The sequence below is a fragment of the Nostoc sp. genome, from assembly GCF_036917935.1.
Lineage (GTDB): Bacteria > Cyanobacteriota > Cyanobacteriia > Cyanobacteriales > Nostocaceae > Nostoc.
In genome coordinates this window covers 25,263-45,234 of sequence record NZ_JBALEL010000013.1, presented here as the reverse complement: position 1 = coordinate 45,234, position 19,972 = coordinate 25,263, and the positions used below count along the sequence as shown (strand labels likewise).

Sequence of the window (19,972 nt, the reverse complement as noted above, 5' to 3'; positions counted from 1 at the left end):
CAACCGATGTAGATGCGGTTATTGGTGCTGGTGATCCATTCGCAGAATCGATCCCATACGTTGGCGCTTTCGCGACGTTGTAAGGTTGCTGTCATTGTTTTATAAGTGCTGTTATTTGCGGATGAATTAGGTAGGTTTAACTACCTGTTACACATCTTAAATAATTTATTGCGTTTTGTAAAGTACTTTCAGAAAAAATTTTCTCTTGGGATTTACGCACCCACAACAGAAAATCCCCAATTCACTGAAAAAGGGGATTTTGGGTAGTACGATTTTGGATTAGACATTTTCAGAAATTAATTATGCGTCATCCAGAATCATTGTAGAGACGCGTTAGTGCCGCGCCGCGTGACGTTCGCGATAGCGTCTCGTAGAGAAGCTCAGTCCCATTTCACGTCTCTCTTGTGAAAAACGCACTTTATTTTTCACAGGACTTACGCACAGGTAACGGAAAATCGAACCACAGAGGACGCAAAGGAATAGGAGTTTAAGAGGTTTCTTGCGTAAGTCTTACTTCAATTCACCACTGGCTGCTTGGATATGGACTCTACACCCACTTCTTCTTGTAAAGGTGGACGCACAGATAAATAAATCAATGGGCCGAATAGCGGTATCAAGGCTATTAACCAGAAAAACTGCGAATTTTTCCAACCGCGACGCGCCATATCATCCCCCAGCAATGCGGGAAATAATAGGCAGAGTAGGCAAAAATCGAAACTCATCACATGGATGAAGCGGTTAGTTTGCCACTCTTGCACAAAACTGCTCCAATCTCCTCCTTTTAAACCGTAGGCAACTAGAATAACTGTGGGTATCGTTAACACAAAACCAGTCACACGAGAATCTAGCAGCTTAAGCAAGGTATTCTTTTTACCGAGAAACTGATTATTTGGTTCTCGTAGGGCTAAGTACGGCAATAAGCTAAAAACACCAACTGCGAAAGAAGCAGTAGCAAACAGCCAAGCAGGTATTTTTTGTCCTCTGCCATCAATAAAGACTACTGCACTGTAAATAAGAGGCCAGATGCCCATGAGGTTGAATAATGCTATTACTAACGGGTTAACGCCTTGCCACTGCCCAATAGAAAGGTTTTTAATTAACTCGAATGTACCGGGTTGCTCAGGAGGCGCGAGGAAAAAAGCATAGACAATGAATCCCAGCCACAGCAAGCCAAAGGCAATTTTTCTAACCATGAAAGATTTAGGTAGTATTAATTATTGATTTTGCCGCTCAAAATTGGGCTATCCGCTTGCTATTATATTGTTGATTGCCTACACCCGTAGCGGCTTATCCCTAAATATCACCTGATACCATTTAAGGATTGAAATAACTGATAGCTTCTGAGAGGTAATCAGCAGCAGATGCGACTACTGCGATCGCACTTTCATAATCTAGACGCGTTGGCCCCAAAACTCCCACACTTCCTACGGGTATCGAACCTCGGCAATAGTTGGAAGAAATCAAGGTACAGGTGCGTATCGGTTCTAATGGATTTTCTGCGCCAATCCGAACCGTTACCTTTGGTTTACCACCATCCTCCGGTTCTGGTTCCTCAAATATTAATCGCCACAGTTGGTCTTGTTCTTCTTCCAACAGGTGAATAATCGTTTGTACTTGCTGTAACTGGGAAAATTCTGGCTGGCGCAAAACTTCTGACACACCCCGAACCATAATTTGTGTTGCAGTCGGCGCAAGAGTGCGACGAGTCAATTCGGCAACTGAGTTTTTCAAAAATTCCCCGTAGCGTTGGAACTCCTGATCTAGTTCGCTCCAGTTGAGATCGGCTAATTCCAACAGACTTCGCCCCCGCAGGTGACTATTCAAAAAGTTAGAAACAATCTGCAACTCGCGATCGATTACCTCGGAATCCCGTTGTGTTTCTTCTGGTATTGGCGACAAATCCATCAATTTAGAATGTGTCTCATAACCATCAGTCACCACAATCAGCATGATCCGTCCGGCTTCAATTTGCACTAATTGCAGATGTCGCAATAGCGCTGTAGTCGTTTGCGGCATAGTGATCAAGCTAATGCAACCACTTAAGGTTGCTAAAATTTGTGCGGCTCCTTGCAGTAGGGTTTCTAAACTGCGATCTTCCCACTGGAGACGCTTTTGCAGTGCCATCTCTACTTCTCGCCCTAATGTTTCGGTACCACTTCCCTGCGGGACGCGCAAGGGATGTGGAAGCAAGTTAGCAAGAGCGTCTGTCTGCGACACGCTGCGCGAACGCAGAGAAGGTGTAATTAGCTGGTCAACATAAATGCGATAACCTGAATCTGAAGGTACACGTCCAGCAGAAGCGTGTGGTTGGTAGAGCAATCCAGATTTTTCTAAAACGCCCATGACATTACGAATTGTCGCCGAGCTTACACCGAGGTCGTACTCCTCGACTAAAGCCTTTGAACCAACAGGCTCTGCCGTAGCAATGTAGTGACGTACCGTTGCCCAAAGTATATGCTGTTGTCGATTTGTTAACTGAACTTCCATTATGGTATGTTTTGCTGAAGGCAAATTTTAATCAAACTCGGAAAAAATTTCTGGATTTAATCGAAAACAAAAATATTAATAATTGATTAAGATAGCAAATTATATAACTTTATTATGATAAGTATTTTTAAAGTTCATATATACACAGCATTTTTTAAGAGTAGGTTGAAATAGTAGCTCAACTTTTTTGCAAAAGCTGTTAGCTCTAATCTACCCTCATTAGCTTCTTGTTAACCGTATTTTTGCACAAACTTGCAATCGCAACAGTATTATTAGATACGTATTTTTTGGCATGGGCTAATGTTGAACTGTAATTTAGACCAGTCGAAAGTTTTTGTGCAGATGTACTTGATGCCCAAATTTCAAGCTTTCTGGCAAGCCTCTAAGTGATGTACTTCTGCTTTTAGCATAGCAAAAGTCAGATGGAAGAGTAAGTTCCATCTGAAGTAATGCACCTAAACACAAGCTAATACTGGGGAATTGAATGGTCTACTAAGACGGAATAAGCATCAATACCACCCGAAATATTTTGCACATTTGTAAAACCTTGAGCAATCAACCACTGGCACATCTGGGCAGAGCGAATACCGTGGTGGCATAGTACAAGGGTTTCAGCTTGGGGATTGAAGAGGTTAGGTACTTGATCTCCCCATTCGGCAAATTGACTTAAAGGTAGGTTGACGAAGCCCTCAATGCTAGCGATCGCCAATTCTTCTGGTTCACGCACATCTACTAGCTGAATACTTGCATCACTAGAAGAAAGACGTTGCGCCAGTTCTTCTACACTAATTTGGTTCATGAGTTCCCTGTCATGAGGTTTTCGTAAACAGTCCTAATACTATTTATGGTGACAGAAAATCTCTGCCTTGACATCAGCATCCATTCTTAAGAGGGTTGATTAATTCTGCTAGGCTTTCTGCTTAAATGGCTGTAAACCGTCTTTTTTAATAGGTTTAATGTGAATAGGCAACGTTCATTTATCGGTTTTATCGTAGCTTCTGCGATCGCACTGCTAGTAATTGCGATCGCCAGCTTTTACTGGTTTTTCGCTAAAAGTCCGGCTAACCTCATTGCTTCCACTTCCCAGCCTGGTGCAGCCATATTCGTGTCGAAACTTTCTCCTGCAATGGTTTCATTACTAGCCAATCCCGATCGTTTGCAGGTTTTGGAGCAGGAAGAGGCACTATCTAAACTCAAAACCAGTTTATTCGCCAAGAGTGGCATAGATTACAAGCAAGACATTCAACCCTGGTTAGGAGACGAAATTACATTAGCTATCACCACCTTAGATATTGATCGGGACTTAGAAAACGGACAGCAGCCAGGGTATCTATTGGCACTAGCAACCAAGCAACCGGAAAAAAGCCGCGAGTTTGTTGAGTTGTTGTTTTCCAAACGAGCGTTAGCTGGATCAAACTTAGCTGTTGAACAATACAAAGGCGTAAAGCTGATTTACGACAATTCTCAACCAGAACAAGACTCGCTTGCTGGTGCTGTTGTTGGTGAAGGCTTTGTGTTATTTGCCAACGATCCGAAAGTACTGCGAGATGCTATCAATAACGTCCAAGCGCCCGATCTGAATTTGAGTAGCTCTCCCGAATACCAAAAAGCTACCAAAGAACGGCTCAAAGGAGGTTTAGCTTTAGCGTTCTTGAATCTTCCCATCGTGGCAAAATGGCAAGGGTTAGAGTTACCAGAACAACTTTATAACAGCCAAATCATATCCTTGGCGTTAAACCCCAAAGGATTACTGGCGGAAACCACCTTTCTGACTTCATCAGAAATTGTCCCTCCATCTGCACCGCTATCTAAACCTGTGGGAGCATTGCAGTATATTCCAGCATCAGCAGGTTTAGCGATTTCCGGCTCAAATTTGAGTAATTTGGGTGACAGTGATTTAACTAAACTCTGGAGACAAGCAACAGCAACCATTTATGGTTCTGGGGAAGATGTGGTTTCTCGGTTAGCAAAACCTTTGGCGGATGTTCAAAAACGCTGGGGTATAAACTTAACAGAGGATATTTTTAGCTGGGTACAAGGAGAGTATGCCATTGCATTGTTACCTGAGAAAGAGCAAATAACCCCACATTGGATTTTTGTGGTGGAAAAATCCGAGAGTGTAGAAAAAGGCGTTGCTCGTTTGGATGCGATCGCATCATCCAATGGACTCAGTATCAATACCCTGACTATAGATCAGCAAAAAATCTCCGCTTGGACAGAGTTAACCACAGCTACAAAAAAAAGTGATGTCAAAGAAGGAGCATCTTTCAGCATTGAAACAAAAGTGCAGGGATTGCATACAACTTTCGGAAATTACGAAATTTTCACGTCTGATTTAGAGACGATGGATGAAATTCTCACAACCAAGGATAATTCCATAATTGACAATCCCAATTTCCAAGATAGTATCGCGGCAATTCCCCTACCAAATCAAGGCTATATATATCTTGACTGGACAAAGAGCCAGAATTTGTTAGAGCGTCAAGTACCGATTCTCAAACTAGTGGAAGTCTTAGGTAAACCATTTTTTAACAACCTGCGATCGCTCACAGTTAGTAGTTATGCAACTGACACGCGATCGCTTAAAGGTGGCGTCTTCTTCAAACTCGATAATTCGTGAGATTTTCATAAAAGCTCAAAGTACAGAAGGTAAAAAAATTTTTTACCTTCTGTACTTTCTTGCCCAATGATATTTACGTAGAACTTATGTAATATTTACTAATTAATGGCTTAATTACTAAAATGCCCCACTAGACAACGGGCGCGATTTAACGCTGCTGTCTAGATCAAGACACAACCTAGCAATTAGCTGCGTGCTTTGCAAAATATCAACTGTGGCACATTTGAATGTGGCACATCCAACTGAAATTTCACTGGATTTTTTTAAGTAGAATATGTATATATCATTACTAATTTAAAAGCCTGTTGGAGGGCTACTATGAAATACTGTCGCCCTCGACTTCAGTTTCGCGGCCGTTGGCTGCTGGCTATACTTACCGCCATCACAGCTACCCCTGCAATAGCAGAGACAGCAAACTTTGGCACTTTCAATTTATCAACAAACTTTGATCCAGCACAAGGAACAGTGCAGGGGTTTACAGGCGGTTCTTACTCATTGTCTGCCATAAGTAACCGCGATCGCGATCAAAAAGCCTGTATTGGTTTTGCCGATCCCAATCCAGATCATATTATGGTTTTGGAAAAGGACTTTTCCCAGCTAACAATACAAGTCGATAGCAACAACAACGACACCACTTTACTTATCCAAGGGCCAGATAGTACTATGATTCGTTGCGGCGATGACACTGGCAAAAGTAAAGATGCTAGCGTTAGCGATCGCGACTGGAAAAGGGGCACCTATCGGATTTGGGTGGGTACATTTAATCCTGGAATCAAGCGTGATTATACTCTGAAAGTGGAGCAGCAGTGATCAGGAGTAGGGAGTAGGGAGTGGGGGAGATGAAGTAGACAAGGGGACAAGGAGAATAACCATGCCCAATCCCCAATTTTTAGGTGTAACACCAGAGAGGATACTATGGGATAGTAGCTTGTTGTGCTTTGCGAGGGTGCTATCTCGTGCTATCTATACTGCGTGCTGACTTTCGTATCATATTTGAACGTGACCCAGCTGCCCGTAACTGGTTGGAAGTTTTATTTTGTTACCCTGGTTTGCAAGCCCTGTTATTCCATAGGCTGGCTCACTGGCTGTATACTGTTGGTCTTCCCTTTGTTCCCCGCCTGATTTCTCACTTGGCTCGGTTTTTGACTGGAATTGAAATCCACCCTGGTGCAGTAATTGGGCAAAGTGTGTTTATTGACCACGGGATGGGTGTAGTAATTGGTGAAACTGCGATCGTGGGAGACTATGCCCTAATTTATCAAGGCGTCACCCTTGGAGGTACTGGTAAAGAATGTGGCAAGCGCCATCCCACTGTGGGGGAAAATGTCGTAGTCGGAGCTGGAGCGAAGGTACTCGGCAATATCCAAATTGGCAATAATGTCCGTATTGGTGCTGGTTCTGTTGTTCTCAGAGATGTGCCTTCAGACTGTACTGTGGTAGGTGTGCCTGGACGGATTATGTATCGTTCTGGAGTTCGGGTTTCACCTCTTGAACACAATAACTTACCAGATTCAGAAGCTCAAGTAATTCGTGCTTTAGTAGACCGGATTGAGGCGTTGGAAGAACAAATACAAATTCTTGGGCGCAATAATTCTTCAGAAAAAACTCCTGTTTTAGTGGGTTGTTTAGCAGCGAAAGAGGATGAGCTAACCCATGATACTCGCTGGTGCAACCTCAAAGATAAGACTATCCAGGAATTTCTAGATGGTGCTGGTATTTAGTTAAACGTTAAGGGTTAAGGGTCAATCTTTTGACTCTTGACTAAATCACGGATTAATCGTTTCGCTAGACCACTCTTGCTGCTCATTACGGCAGTAAAGCGATCGATTTTGTGGTTCGCCGCGTAATTCTAAATGGTCTACTTGAACTGGATCGAGTAGCAGTAGACAAAAATTAGGCACTGGCTCAACAGAATCGGGTGGTGGTGGCTCAAAAGCTCCTGCTTCTTGGATTCTGGGTTTACCAGGATAGGGCCAAGCAAACTGTAAACGCGCCGCATCACTTAATTCTTGCCACATCGCGATCCGCGCTGGCTGTAAACCCTGGTGAAAATCATCACCGCTTACCAGGGTTAAACAGCCAGTGATACGGAATTGTTCTCGTGTATTGGGGAAGTACCAGCAAACTTCTGCCCAAGGTTGTTGCTGTATCTGATCGGCTTTGGCGCTACGGTTATCGGTGATAAATTTTAGCTGGTTTGTATCTTCCAGGAAACCGCGAAAGACTAGGGTACGATTGGCGGGGCGGCCGTTTGTCTGTAGCGTTGCTAGTTGCAGGTAACGGGCATAAACAAGGCTGCGGTTGCGCTGGAGTGCATGAGCGATCGCACCTCGCCAAGGAGCAAGAGACATATTAATTCGTAATTCGTGAAAGTCAGATTAAATCTGGATTTCCAGGTTTGCGTCTGTTGCCTTATTTTAGACAATTGGTACAACAGTAAGTAAATAATTTTGCAATCCTCTCTGTGTGAACCTTATCCCCAATACAACGCATAATATACAGAATCTTGGATAAATTCGTAGGTGATTTTATGGCAGGAATTCAAGTCGGTATTGAGGGTGAAAGCGCACCAGCAGCAGCCGAGGCTTTGCTAGAAATTCCTGGAATATCGGGAAGCTACGAAGTTCCGACGCAAAGAGAGGGAACTCTAGCGGCGATCGCTACTATTGTCGGCATTGTCGGGGGTGCTGTGGCTTTAGCTGAACAAATCCGCAAGTGGTATCAAGAATGGCATAAATCTCATCCAGGGAAGCAATTTGATGTGATAATTCTTGACCCTGTTACTGGAAACAGGATTTTACTTGAAGAAGCTACTATAGAGGAAATCACGGAAATCCTCAAATCTATCAGCAAATAAGTGCAAACTATCCGCATTCAACTTCGGGAAAGTACGCAGGAAAGTGTTGAACTCAGGTATTGGCTACCTCAAAATAATCACTATGAATCACGTCGCCTGACACTGGCAGAAATCGATGATTTACTCAACCAACGCGAACGAGATTACTATAAACTGCTGCCCAATTTACCAGGAATCGGGCAGCAGTTATTTTTTTGGTTGGATGGGGATGGACGGTGGTTGAGTCGGGGAATTGCTAACTGTCCCACTAAAGTGTTGGTAATTGCCATTGATACCGATCAAAAATTGGCACATCTACCTTGGGAAGTGTTGCATGATGGTAAGGATTTTTTAGTCAAGCGGGTTAATCCGGTGGTGTTACCTCTGCGCTGGATTGAGAAAGAAACAGAAGGGTTTGCTGTGGAAGCACGACAATTGCGAGTATTGTTTATGGCAACCGACCCGGAAGACGTGGAACCAAAGTTAGATTTTGAACAGGAAGAGGCGAGAATTCTAGCTGATACGCGAGATTTTGCTGTCGATTTGCGGGTGGAAGAAAGCGGTTGCGTTAGCGAGTTGGGTAAGGTGTGGAGTCGCTATTTTGATGACTTTGATGTGTTTCACCTCACAGGACACGCCTCAATTACTCCTGGTGAAGCGGGAAAGAACCCCACCCCCAACCCCTCCCCGCAAGCGAGGAGGGGGGAAGATTTGGAGGCGAATACGCCTTATTTTGTTACTGAGACGGAAATTGGGGAACGTTACGAAACCACGGCGGCAGAACTTGCGGAAGTCTTTCGGTTTAGATTTCCCAAATTGGTGTTTTTGTCTGGGTGTCGGACTGGACAAGCACCAGATAAAGGGGCTGTCCCTTCTATGGCTGAGGCACTAATTGCACAAGGGGCGAGGGCGGTTTTAAGTTGGGGGCGGCCTGTGGAAGATCGGACAGCTACAGCCGCCGCCGCACACCTCTATGGGAAATTGGCAGCCGGATATCAATTAGCTGAAGCACTCGCTAGCACTTACCAGCAGTTGTTTAAACAGAAAGTGCGGGACTGGCATTTGTTGCGGTTATATGTCCAGGGAGAATGTCCCGGTGCGTTCGTGGAAGTGTTGGGAGATTTGCCACCCTCAGCGCCGGAACCTGCTTATGAACAGTTTTTAGATCCCGATACCCAACAGGTGCGGGTGGCGAAACCCTCTGAGTTTGTTGGCAGACGGCGGACTTTGCAACGTTGTCTCAAAGCTATTCGCACTTCATTAGGGGTACTAATTCACGGACTGGGGGGTGTGGGTAAGAGTACTGTGACGGCGCGACTTCTGGAAAGGATGGTTGGCTATGACAGGCTGGTGAATTTTCGGCAACTGGATGAGGACAAACTGCTCAAAACCCTTGCTGAACAATGTACTTCAGAACGGGGGCATGAAATTCTCAATGGCAAGTTACCGTTGATGCAGCGCCTCACGAACTTTTTCCAAGAAGGACTGAATACCCAAGAACAGCGCTTTGCTTTTGTGCTGGATGACTTTGAGGCCAATTTGGAATTACGAAATGGGGTTTATGTCTTGCAACCACAAGTTGTAGATGTTCTGCTGGCGTTGCTGAAGGCGATTCAAAATTCTAAACTTCCCCACAAGGTAATTATTACCTGTCGCTACAACTTCCAATTGTCGGAACTGAATCATCGTCTCTACCGCGAACCTCTGGGGGCTTTGGGTGGGGCAGATTTAATTAAAAAGTTTAATCGTCTCAATTCGTTTAATGGCAGTTTGGTGATTGATGCAGAATTGCAGAAACTCGCCAAAAAAGCAGCAGATGGAAATCCTCGGCTGTTGGAATGGTTAGATAAGATTTTGCAAAATTCCCAGAACCCCACCCCGCCTACGGCACCCCTCCCCGCAAGCGAGGAGGGGGATAAGAGGGGAGTTGAGATGATTTTGCAAAAGATGGAGGAGAAGGAAAAGGAATTTCGTGAGAATATCTTGGCTGAGGAATTGCTGAAGCAGCAAACTCCAGGTTTGCGGAAAATGCTGGGTAAGTTGTTGGTGTATGAGTTACCTGTTGTTCTAGCTGCTATTTCCCCGATTTGTGAGGATATCTCAAGTTGGGAAAGTCATATTCAACGCGCTGAAATTTTGGGTTTGTTGGAAGTTACCCTCACCAACAATGGAGAGAGGTTGTATCGGGTTCCCCGGATTTTGTCACCGTTGCTAGAGAACCCCACCCCTAACCCCTCCCCGCAAGCAGGGAGGGGAACAGGAATTGATGAGGAAGGGTTGTATAAACAAGCTGCACAAATTTTGTATCGTCTGTGGTGGGAAGAGGCGGAAGGTGCTACGGAAGCACAAGAGTTAGAAATTCATCGCTTGGGGTTGTTGGGGAAGGATGAAGACATTGCTGCGAAGATGACCTTTTCTCTGGCAGATAACTGGAAAAATCAAAACCGTTTTCGGGAAGCAGTACAACTGTGCAAATCTACCTTAGAACTGACTCAAGACTACCGCGTTTTACATGAAATAGCTCGCTCTCAGGCAGAACTCGGTGAAGTTGAACAAGCACAGCAATATTATCAGCAAGCGCTTGAATCTTGTTTGGAAACAGACGAAACAGAAAAAGCAGCAATTATTCATAACCTGGGACGTATCTACGCCAACAAAGGGGAAGTGGATGAAGCGATCGCACTCTACAATCAGTCTTTGGAAATAACTGAACGCATTGGTGATGTCCAAAGCAAAGCAGCGACGTTGCACCAACTGGCTATTCTCTACGCCAACAAAGCAGAAGTGGATCAAGCGATCGCACTCTACAATCAGTCTTTAGAAATAACTGAACGCATTGGAAATGTCCAAACCAAAGCAGCGACGTTGCACCAGCTGGCAGGTATCTACACCAACAAAGGGGAAGTTGATCAAGCGATTGCACTCTACAATCAGTCTTTGCAAATATTTGAACGCATTGGAAATTTCCAAACCAAAGCGGCAACGTTGCACCAACTGGCAGGTATCTACGCCAATAAAGGGGAAGTGGAGCAAGCGATCGCACTCTACAATCAGTCTTTGCAAATATTTGAACGCATTGGTAATATCCAAGGCAAAGCAGCGACGTTGCACTGTCTGGGAAATCTCTACGCCGACAAAGGGGAAGTTGATGAAGCGATCGCACTCTACAATCAGTCTTTGAAAATAGAAGAAGGCATTGGTAATGTCCAAGGCAAAGCGGCTACATTGCACTCTCTGGGAATGATTTACGCCAACAAAGGGGGAGTTGATGAAGCGATCGCACTATTCAACCAGTCTTTGAAAATATTTGAACGCATTAGTAATGTCAAAGGCAAAGCGGCGACGTTGCACGAACTGGGACGTATCTACACCAATAAAGGGGAAGTTGAACACGCGATCACACTCTACAATCAGTCTTTGGAAATAACAGAACGCATTGGAAATGTCCAAACCAAAGCGGTGACGTTGCACGAACTGGCAGATATATACGCCAACAAAGGGGAAGTAGATCAAGCGATCGCACTCTACCATCAGTCTTTGGAAATATATGAACGCATTGGAGATGTCCAAGGCAAAGCGACGATGTTGTACAATCTGGGATATATCTACGCCAACAAAGGGGAAGTAGATCAAGCGATCGCACTCTACAATCAGTCTTTGGAAATAACTGAACGCATTGGTGATGTCAAAACCAAAGCTGCGACGTTGCACCAACTCGCAGGTATATACGCCGACAAAGGAGAAGTGGAGCAAGCGATCGCACTCTACAATCAGTCTTTGGAAATAAATGAACGCATTGGTAATGTCCGAGGTAAAGCAATGACTCTGTGGTTGTTAGGAGATTTGGCGGAACAGCAGGGTGAATACACTAAAGCGATATCCTATTTGCAACCAGCTTTAGAGATTTTGCAGCGATTAAACTCACCGGATGCTGAAAGTGTGAGTGCAAGTCTTGATAGGGTAATGCGTAATTCGTAATTCGTACTTACTGAAAGATTTTTGTCTCACGCAAAGGCGCAAAGAAGAACGCGAGAGTGTTTTTTAAATAAATGAAAATTGCTGTAATGAGTCTTTGATACTCGTGGACGAGTCTTTGATACTCGCGAATGAGTCTTTGAACTCCATTAATGAACCTTTGAGCTTCGTTCGTGAACCTCAGAGCTTCGTTGATGAACCTCGGAGCTTCGTGAATGAGTCTTTGAACTCCATTAATGAACCTCAGAGCTTCGTTGATGAACCTCGGAGCATCGTTGATGAACCTCGGAGCATCGTTGATGAACCTCAGAGCATCGTTGATGAACCTCAGAGCATCGTTGATGAACCTCAGAGCATCGTTGATGAACCTCAGAGCATCGTTGATGAACCTCGGAGCATCGTTGATGAACCTCGGAGCATCGTTGATGAACCTTTACAGCAATTCAGGTGAGAGAATCAGGATCTACACCGAGCAATGTCTAACGATAAAAATATTTAAATGTTTGGACTCATTTGTTTTTGCAGTCTAAGAGGATGAATGAACAAGTCCTCTTCTTGGTAGCAAATACTTTGAGATCCCCCTAAATCCACGCCACGTGCTTCAAGTCGGGAAACCGCAAGGGCGCAGTGGCTCCCCTTAAAGAAGGGGGACTTTGAGAGAGGTTGCCCCCCTTTTTTAAGGGGAGCCAGCGCGGTCTTGGGGGTTTCCCCCATGAGCGACTGGCGTGGGTTAGGGGGGATCTAGAAGTGCCTAAAATCATAGCCAACCACTTTTCAAACATCCTCTTAGATTAAATCAGGATCTACACCAAGCGATCGCCAGAAGCGCTTTAAGTAAACCGGGAATTAAATCTTGTAATTCATTATCCACAGGGGTATCGTCAGAATCAGGCAGTTCCTCAGATGAGGGCAAACAAGCTAATGGATCGTAATTTAGCATGATTGATTTCCCGTTCCTCAGTTATTAGTACATCATTTCATTAATGAATTTTGATAGCAATTCAGCACATCCTAATTTTATTTGCAAACATCGAGAGTATCAGATCCCCGACTTCTTTAATAAGTCGGGGATATTTTGCTCATTGGGTATTAGTTTTCCACTTGTTTGAGCTTTTGAAAAATTTCATCAAGTGGTGACTCAGATTCATCAGGACAAAATTCTAAAGCAAGTCGAACTTTTCCTTTTTTCCATCCCAAAGTACTAAATTGTAAAACTTCACAATTTAATCCTTGAGTATACAAATTTACTTCGTCTGTTTCTTCCGCTCCAATATATTCCTTAATTGCTGTAATCAAATCACGGACTTTAAAGGTTTTAGCAATATTTAACTTATTAAAAGTGTCCGGTTCTATAGACACAACTTCATCATGGTTTAGTCTCTCGAATCCATCTTCCATAAAAATCTCCTGTCAATAAATCTATATTTTCCAGAGATATAACAGTTCATCCGAAATAAAATGATGATTTTATAGATTTAGTGCTGCTCAAATAAAAATTTAGTAATACTTTGATGTCCGGTAAATTAGCCTATAATTCTCGCGTTACCCCTCCCCAACCCTCCCCTTGCTAAGGGGAGGGTGCGCGGTTGCGCGGGTGGGGTAGTTTTATTTAAACGGTTCTTAGAAAAACCAACCGTAAGAATGCAAACCTTTACCCAAAAGATTCACACCGAGATAGCAAACCCAAACGACAAGCAACCCGGTGGAGGCTAAAATTGCGGGACTGCGCCCTTGCCAACCGCGAGTAATTCTGGCGTGAAGGTAGGCGGCGAAGACTAACCAGGTGATTAACGCCCAAGTTTCTTTCGGATCCCAACTCCAGTAGGAACCCCACGCTTCATTAGCCCAAACGCCACCGGCAATAATGCCAATTGTCAGCAGGGGAAATCCTAATCCGATGATGCGATAGCTGATATTGTCGAGGGTTTCGGCCAGGCTAAGGCGCTGCGGTGAAAGAGGTTCAGCAGATGCTACGGCTTGAGATTCAGGGGTAGTTACTAAATTCAAAACAGCAGTGTTACCGTTACCGTTGCCGTTGCTACTAGTTTCAAAACGGGCAAAGCCGTTATTTTCGACAGCAGGGGCTGGTGATTGAGAAATTAGTTCAGCGGCTTTGTGTAAGCGGTAGCCGTTGCTGCGATAGCCACCAGTACCAACAGAACTACCTTGTAGTTGAATATTTTGACCGCGAGTGACTATTAAAAAAGCGATCGCTAATAACGAACCCACCATCAAAGCAGAATAACTCAACATCATGACGCTGACATGCATCATCAGCCAATTTGACTTCAAAGCAGGTACTAGGGGTTCTGACGCTTGCATCTGGGATGGTAGAGTCATAGTAGCAAAAGCTGCGATCGCCATTGCCACCGGAGCTGTCGCAACTCCTACTAAGCGGCTACGGCTACTATTTTCAGCAATCAGATGGACGGCGGTAATTCCCCAAGTTAAGAAAAACAGAGATTCATAGAGATTACTTAAGGGAAAATAACCAGCTTCGATCCATCGTGCCCCTAGTAGAGTAGCTATGCCCAAATTTGCGATCGCCATCCCAGCTGTCCCCAAAGCGGCTAGATAAGGCAGATTCGGAAAAGCCGCTCCTCCCCAATACACCAGCATTGTCAGGAATAATATGGCAAAGGACGCATTGTCCAGCCAGTTCTGGAGTACAACCAGATTCATAAAGTGTTCTCTCCGTGAATAATTTAAAATATCGATTCTGACTGTTCTGATCCTATATGGTTAAAGGGTCATGGGACAGGGTAAATGGGAAATAGGGAGTAGGGAATGGGGCATTGGCAATTCAATTTTGGATTTTGGATTGACGATCTAGGATTAAATTTCAATCTAAAATCCAAAATCTAAAATCTAAAATCTAAAATTATTACTCCCCACTTCTCTATCTAATAGAGTTGCTCTTACTGCTTTCTGGACTAGGTAAGGTAGTCGTGTTCCTAACTTTTTTGAGTGCGATAAAAATGTCGTAGCGGTTACTACGACTGTCGCTGACAGCAGATGTCATCCCTATTGAGCGCGTTGCATCTAGCAAAGTTTGTTGATTGGGAATGAGAGTTGGTAAAGGGAAATTTTTCACAGTTCGTTCCACATCCAGGAAAAATTGACCATTTGTCGGATTAGGTTCTGTAGGAACTGTTTGTTGGAAAGGGATCGTGCTAGCTAGTGTGTTGTTAGGTTTGGGAATAATTTTGTCCGCGATCGGAGCGCCCACTACTAAAAAGGCGACATCTCCATCTAACCAGCCGTGGGTAGCAGTTAACGTACCATAAGGTGAAACCCAGTTAACAACGGGTTGATCTGCGACTTTCCCCGGCTGGACTTGGAACTGGTATTGATTTCTCATCACATCATCGAGCTGTTTTAAGGATGCTTCAGCTGATTGGCGATTGTTTGTCTGTACCATAAACAGCAAACCTGCACGAAAATCATCTGGTGAACCTGCTTTTGGGGTAGTCGGAATCACTGATAGAGAAAATTCACCTTTCATCCAACTAAGTAAATCCTTATCTAAATCGAGATTAGTAAGCGATTTTATACCACCTCTAATCTGTTCTGGTGCGATCGGTGACAGGGGATTTCCCTGAGATGTTAAAACATAGTCTCCCCACAACCGCTGTAAGTTACCCCCCGAAAGCATCATCAAGGTTTCAGATGGTACGCGGCTTTGCATTTTCCCAGCTTTGTTTTCCACCGCCAGCACTCTTTGACTATTAGGGTTTAGCCAAGAAACGCCCTTGAAGCGGATTCCTTCTGACTCTAAGGTCATTGTCCCCGCTAAACCTTGGTTATTTTGCAGTTGAGCCAAAACTTGAGCAGGTAAAGGGCGATTTGGAGAAGCTGCGGCTATTTTGGCTGCGGTTGGCACATTTACATAAAACTGGGCAAAGGGTTGGTAGTTAGCAATTTTCGGAACATTCTCAGCAAAGCCCCCTGTTGTCGCTAGAGATGTTTTATTTTTGTAGGCGTCGATCGCTCGTTCTGTGGCTTTGGGACTATCAGTTATGACTAAAAAACGCCCATCTAGTAATGCTGCTGAGAAGTTCTCCCCTACTTGTCCCTGACTTTGTTTGATGGCGATCCCTTGATAAGTTCGGTCAATCCATTTGCCTTGTTTAAGAGTTTTGGGTTGCGCCAAGATGTTTTTGGCGATTTCTGGGTTTTTTACTGGCAATACCATTACCATCGACTGCTGATCGCTAGCAGCATTTTCATTGGTGGTAACTGGTTTGGGTGCAGGTTTATTCCCTGTTGCTGGGGCAAGAATTGCGATCGTAACGTCATTGCCTACCCAAGGAGCGATATCTTTCTGAAAGTCGTAACCATTATTAGTCAGAAAGCGATCGCGTAACTGGACTAAATTTTTATCCAGTTCTGCTTGAGTTTCTTTTGTCCCAAACTCCCGCAATTTCTGCCACTGCTGGGGATCTGTTGTTAAAGAAACCGCAAACAGGGCATCACCAGGAATAATATTTGCACCTACTAGCAAATCGCTAGAAGATAGTTCTCTCTTGGCTAACAACCAGTATGCGGCACTCCCCGCACCAATCAATAACCCAGCAGCCGAGAGCGTCAGCACCAGAGACGGTTTCTTATTTTTCTTCATGGGAACAGACACAAGAGGTAGTGCCATTGAAACCTATACCTCATACTTGCAAACTCATTACTTGCTTGATTGGTTAAGTTAACCAAAAAATTTCTCGTTATTTAGGGCAGTTAACTGCATAAATTTCTTTATCCTAAACATTGATGATATTTCCCTAATCAACCTTCCTAAATGTTCCAAAATCAGTGTTTTCATGGTTAGTTACCTTTTCTAACACGCTTTGTTGAATTTCGCAGGACACTTCCTTTAGACGGTTGCCTTTAACGGCAAGCCGCCGAAAGTTCACATCCGTCATTTCAAGCACTTCGAGGATATAACTAACTTGACAAAGGTGCAAGTCATCACCAACCCAAAATATCTTCTGTTTACAGAGCTTCCATCTGTAGTATTTACTTTATCTAACCAAGATAAATTCAGTATCCGAGATTTTGTATGGATTACCAATCTTCCAAGTCAGATATATTGTTGAATTATCATTTTTGGGAATTTTCATCAAAATGATACAGAATAGATATTATTTCTGCTGAGGAGCAACTGGTAATTTTTTGAAAAATCAAAAATTAATTAAATAATGTAGACATTGCCTACCCGACAACAATAGTGTTATTGAGATTGGTGCAAAATTCTCATCCTCTGGGCGCACTGCAAAGGATGAAAAACTTTTAAACAATCCTATGCCTCAGCATTAACAGTACTCAACTGCATAGGCCCCAAATATTTAGTTAAATAAGGCGAAAAAACTTCATAAATTAATGTCAATGGCTGTCCATGATGCCAAAACAAGTAGTGGCGACCCCAAAAAGACCCAGTTACATCAAAACCTGACTCTAGTGCCGATGAGTCACCATAGTAAATTCCCCGGACATCCCGATACAACTCTGTGCGAAGACGAGCTAAACTCGCCCAAATTGGTAATGAGCGGTTTTGCAAATACTCATCTACATGACTGGCTTCCCACCACGAGGTAGCATAGGCTAATCGTTGACCAGAAGCAGTCCGCAGCCACACTTGTCGCCGTAGTCGCGGTTCTGGAACAGCTTGAATTAACTCAGGAGCACTATCCAAGTCGATGCCAATCAATGACATATCAATAACATCTACTTCTATCGGCTCACCTGTGAGCAATTCTAAGTGACGTGTTGGAGAGCCGTCACCTAAGAGCATTAGCTGCCAAGCTGGTGCCAGCTGAGTGTGAGGTAAACTTTGTTGAATTATTTCCTCCCCTCCTTGCCAAATCGGAGTGAGGCGATGCCAAGCTGGTGGCAATGTTAGGTTGTTTGTCGGCGTAAAAGTAATAGTCAATGCTTTTTACAAAACTTCACGTATCTCTATAAAAGCATAAAAAACTAGTACTTTGATAAGGCAACTTTGCCTAGTATGTAGTAGGCACTTCAGTGCTTCAGAAAAGGACTAAAGTCCTCTCTACGAGACCAAGGCGTAGCAAGATCCCCAAAGGAGTACACTACAAACTTAATATTTAAGGGTCAACAGTCTAAGGTTTTTTCACCCGTGACTATTGACCCTATGATTAGACAAGCAAAAATGCGGATGGCGAGACTCGAACTCGCAAGGCAAAGCCACACGCACCTCAAGCGTGCGCGTATACCAATTCCGCCACATCCGCATGGTTTCTCTAAATATAGACTATAGCATAAGAGAATAATTATAGTAAGGTGATATCTAAATTCAGTTGCTCAAAAATATAAATTTTCTCAAGGCGGTATCAGACTGACAGAAATTTAGCAGATGTACAAGTGATATTGAAAAGGGTAGAGCTACTGTGTTCGGCGAGGTGCGATGGCGTACCCGCCCCCCGTAGGCGATGTCTACCACGGGCTACGCTTACGCAAAAGCCCAGCTTGGTAGTCTAGTCAAGACTTACAGCAGCAATGTTGTTAGTGTAGTAAGACCCGTAGAGGCAGCAAGCTTGCAATATGCAAGTTTGCTTAGAATCAGGGTGGCGAATCTCCTGTGATAATTTGAAATAATGCGGAAGCGTTGTTTCAAGTTGGATCAGAGAAAATGTCAATCTACTGGTAATGATATCGAAACTAAAAAATGAAGTTTGACAAAATATTAATTGCCAATCGGGGAGAAATCGCCCTTCGCATTCTCCGCGCCTGTGAAGAAATGGGGATTGCCACAGTTGCGGTTCACTCCACCGTTGACCGTAATGCTCTCCACGTCCAACTTGCTGATGAAGCGGTTTGCATTGGCGAACCTGCTAGCAGTAAAAGTTATTTGAATATTCCCAATATTATTGCTGCTGCACTGACGCGCAATGCTACTGCGATTCATCCAGGCTATGGTTTTTTGGCAGAAAATGCCCGGTTTGCGGAAATCTGTGCCGACCATCATATTGCTTTTATCGGCCCAACTCCAGAAGCTATCAGGCAGATGGGGGATAAATCCACTGCCAAAGAAACCATGCAAAAAGCTGGAGTACCAACAGTACCAGGTAGTGAGGGATTGGTAGAATCCGAGCAAGAAGGATTAGGATTTGCCAAGGATATCGGCTATCCAGTGATGATCAAAGCCACAGCAGGTGGCGGTGGACGGGGTATGCGCCTAGTTCGTTCTGAAGATGAATTTGTCAAACTTTTCCTGGCTGCCCAAGGGGAAGCAGGAGCAGCTTTTGGGAATTCTGGCGTTTACATAGAAAAATTTATTGAACGTCCCCGCCACATCGAATTTCAAATTTTGGCGGATAACTATGGTAATGTCATCCACTTGGGTGAACGCGATTGCTCAATTCAGCGCCGGAATCAAAAGCTACTGGAAGAAGCACCAAGTCCGGCTCTCGACCAAGACCTACGTGAGAAAATGGGACAAGCTGCTGTCAAAGCTGCCCAATTCATTAATTACAGTGGGGCGGGTACTATTGAGTTTCTCTTGGATAGATCGGGTAAATTCTACTTTATGGAAATGAACACCCGGATTCAAGTAGAACATCCTGTAACAGAGATGATTACTGGGATAGACTTAGTTGCCGAACAAATCCGCATTGCCCAAGGGGAAAGACTTAAGCTTACCCAAGAGCAAGTAGTATTGCGGGGTCATTCGATTGAATGCCGGATCAACGCTGAAGACCCGGATCATGACTTTCGCCCTTCTCCTGGACGGATCAGTGGCTATCTTCCCCCCGGAGGGCCTGGTGTTCGGATAGATTCCCACGTTTACACAGATTACCAAATCCCACCCTACTACGATTCCTTGATCGGCAAGTTAATTGTTTGGGCACCAGACCGACCTACTGCTATTAACCGAATGAAACGCGCACTGCGGGAATGTGCCATCACTGGACTACCTACCACTATCGGGTTTCATCAAAAAATTATGGAAACTCCACAGTTTTTGCAGGGTAATGTCTATACAAATTTTGTGCAGGAAATGAACGGTTAGGGGATTGGGTCAGGTGGGGCCCCCTCTGGGG

General features: G+C 44.2%; 16 protein-coding genes and 1 tRNA gene. 7 read left to right on the top strand and 10 right to left on the bottom strand.

Annotated elements, in window-relative coordinates:
* Positions 1 to 515 precede the first annotated feature (515 nt).
* From V7K62_RS06160 to V7K62_RS06150, 3 genes are all read right to left on the bottom strand, one after another.
* The gene (locus V7K62_RS06160) at positions 516 to 1,193 is read right to left on the bottom strand and encodes a DUF2834 domain-containing protein (protein WP_334862719.1); all 678 of its coding nucleotides are present in this window, start codon (positions 1,191 to 1,193) and stop codon (positions 516 to 518) included.
* 121 nt (positions 1,194 to 1,314) lie between these two features.
* Complete coding sequence (locus V7K62_RS06155) at positions 1,315 to 2,487, bottom strand: HrcA family transcriptional regulator (protein WP_334862717.1); 1,173 nt, start codon at positions 2,485 to 2,487, stop codon at positions 1,315 to 1,317.
* 466 nt (positions 2,488 to 2,953) lie between these two features.
* Positions 2,954 to 3,286, bottom strand: coding sequence for a rhodanese-like domain-containing protein (locus tag V7K62_RS06150; protein WP_334862715.1), 333 nt, complete (start codon positions 3,284 to 3,286; stop codon positions 2,954 to 2,956).
* 159 nt (positions 3,287 to 3,445) lie between these two features.
* Here V7K62_RS06150 and V7K62_RS06145 point away from each other — a divergent pair, with 159 nt between their 5' ends.
* The 3 genes from V7K62_RS06145 (at position 3,446) to cysE (ending at position 6,828) form a co-directional block, all read left to right on the top strand.
* A complete protein-coding gene (locus V7K62_RS06145) occupies positions 3,446 to 5,107 on the top strand; it encodes a DUF3352 domain-containing protein (protein WP_334862712.1) in 1,662 nt (553 codons plus the stop codon).
* 318 nt (positions 5,108 to 5,425) lie between these two features.
* Positions 5,426 to 5,917, top strand: coding sequence for a hypothetical protein (locus V7K62_RS06140; protein ID WP_334862710.1), 492 nt, complete (start codon positions 5,426 to 5,428; stop codon positions 5,915 to 5,917).
* 146 nt (positions 5,918 to 6,063) lie between these two features.
* Positions 6,064 to 6,828 carry a serine O-acetyltransferase gene (gene cysE, locus V7K62_RS06135; protein ID WP_334862707.1) on the top strand — a complete coding sequence of 255 codons (765 nt, stop codon included), beginning with the start codon at positions 6,064 to 6,066 and terminating at the stop codon, positions 6,826 to 6,828.
* A gap of 45 nt (positions 6,829 to 6,873) precedes the next feature.
* On the opposite strand, the gene V7K62_RS06130 is transcribed toward cysE, so the two are convergent.
* Positions 6,874 to 7,458, bottom strand: coding sequence for an Npun_F5749 family FMN-dependent PPOX-type flavoprotein (locus tag V7K62_RS06130; protein WP_334862705.1), 585 nt, complete (start codon positions 7,456 to 7,458; stop codon positions 6,874 to 6,876).
* Between the two features lie 179 nt (positions 7,459 to 7,637).
* Between V7K62_RS06130 and V7K62_RS06125 the strand changes: the two genes are divergently transcribed.
* From V7K62_RS06125 to V7K62_RS06115, 3 genes are all read left to right on the top strand, one after another.
* Positions 7,638 to 7,964, top strand: coding sequence for a hypothetical protein (locus V7K62_RS06125; RefSeq protein WP_334862703.1), 327 nt, complete (start codon positions 7,638 to 7,640; stop codon positions 7,962 to 7,964).
* Entirely contained in the window at positions 7,965 to 11,921 is a 3,957-nt protein-coding gene (locus V7K62_RS06120; RefSeq protein ID WP_334862701.1) for a tetratricopeptide repeat protein, read from the top strand.
* A gap of 136 nt (positions 11,922 to 12,057) precedes the next feature.
* Positions 12,058 to 12,369 carry a hypothetical protein gene (locus V7K62_RS06115; RefSeq protein ID WP_334862699.1) on the top strand — a complete coding sequence of 104 codons (312 nt, stop codon included), beginning with the start codon at positions 12,058 to 12,060 and terminating at the stop codon, positions 12,367 to 12,369.
* A gap of 345 nt (positions 12,370 to 12,714) precedes the next feature.
* On the opposite strand, the gene V7K62_RS06110 is transcribed toward V7K62_RS06115, so the two are convergent.
* From V7K62_RS06110 to V7K62_RS06085, 6 genes are all read right to left on the bottom strand, one after another.
* Entirely contained in the window at positions 12,715 to 12,858 is a 144-nt protein-coding gene (locus V7K62_RS06110) for a hypothetical protein (RefSeq protein WP_334862725.1), read from the bottom strand.
* Positions 12,859 to 13,007: 149 nt separating this feature from the next.
* Positions 13,008 to 13,316, bottom strand: a complete 309-nt coding sequence (locus tag V7K62_RS06105; protein ID WP_094343439.1) for a KGK domain-containing protein — start codon at positions 13,314 to 13,316, stop codon at positions 13,008 to 13,010.
* Between the two features lie 222 nt (positions 13,317 to 13,538).
* Positions 13,539 to 14,600, bottom strand: coding sequence for a c-type cytochrome biogenesis protein CcsB (ccsB, locus tag V7K62_RS06100; RefSeq protein WP_334862697.1), 1,062 nt, complete (start codon positions 14,598 to 14,600; stop codon positions 13,539 to 13,541).
* A gap of 217 nt (positions 14,601 to 14,817) precedes the next feature.
* Complete coding sequence (locus V7K62_RS06095) at positions 14,818 to 16,566, bottom strand: DUF3352 domain-containing protein (RefSeq protein WP_334862695.1); 1,749 nt, start codon at positions 16,564 to 16,566, stop codon at positions 14,818 to 14,820.
* Positions 16,567 to 17,211: 645 nt separating this feature from the next.
* Entirely contained in the window at positions 17,212 to 17,841 is a 630-nt protein-coding gene (locus tag V7K62_RS06090; RefSeq protein WP_334862693.1) for a chorismate lyase, read from the bottom strand.
* 241 nt (positions 17,842 to 18,082) lie between these two features.
* A tRNA-Leu gene (locus V7K62_RS06085) sits at positions 18,083 to 18,163 on the bottom strand.
* A gap of 434 nt (positions 18,164 to 18,597) precedes the next feature.
* Here V7K62_RS06085 and accC point away from each other — a divergent pair.
* A complete protein-coding gene (gene accC, locus V7K62_RS06080; protein ID WP_334862691.1) occupies positions 18,598 to 19,941 on the top strand; it encodes an acetyl-CoA carboxylase biotin carboxylase subunit in 1,344 nt (447 codons plus the stop codon).
* Positions 19,942 to 19,972 lie beyond the last annotated feature (31 nt).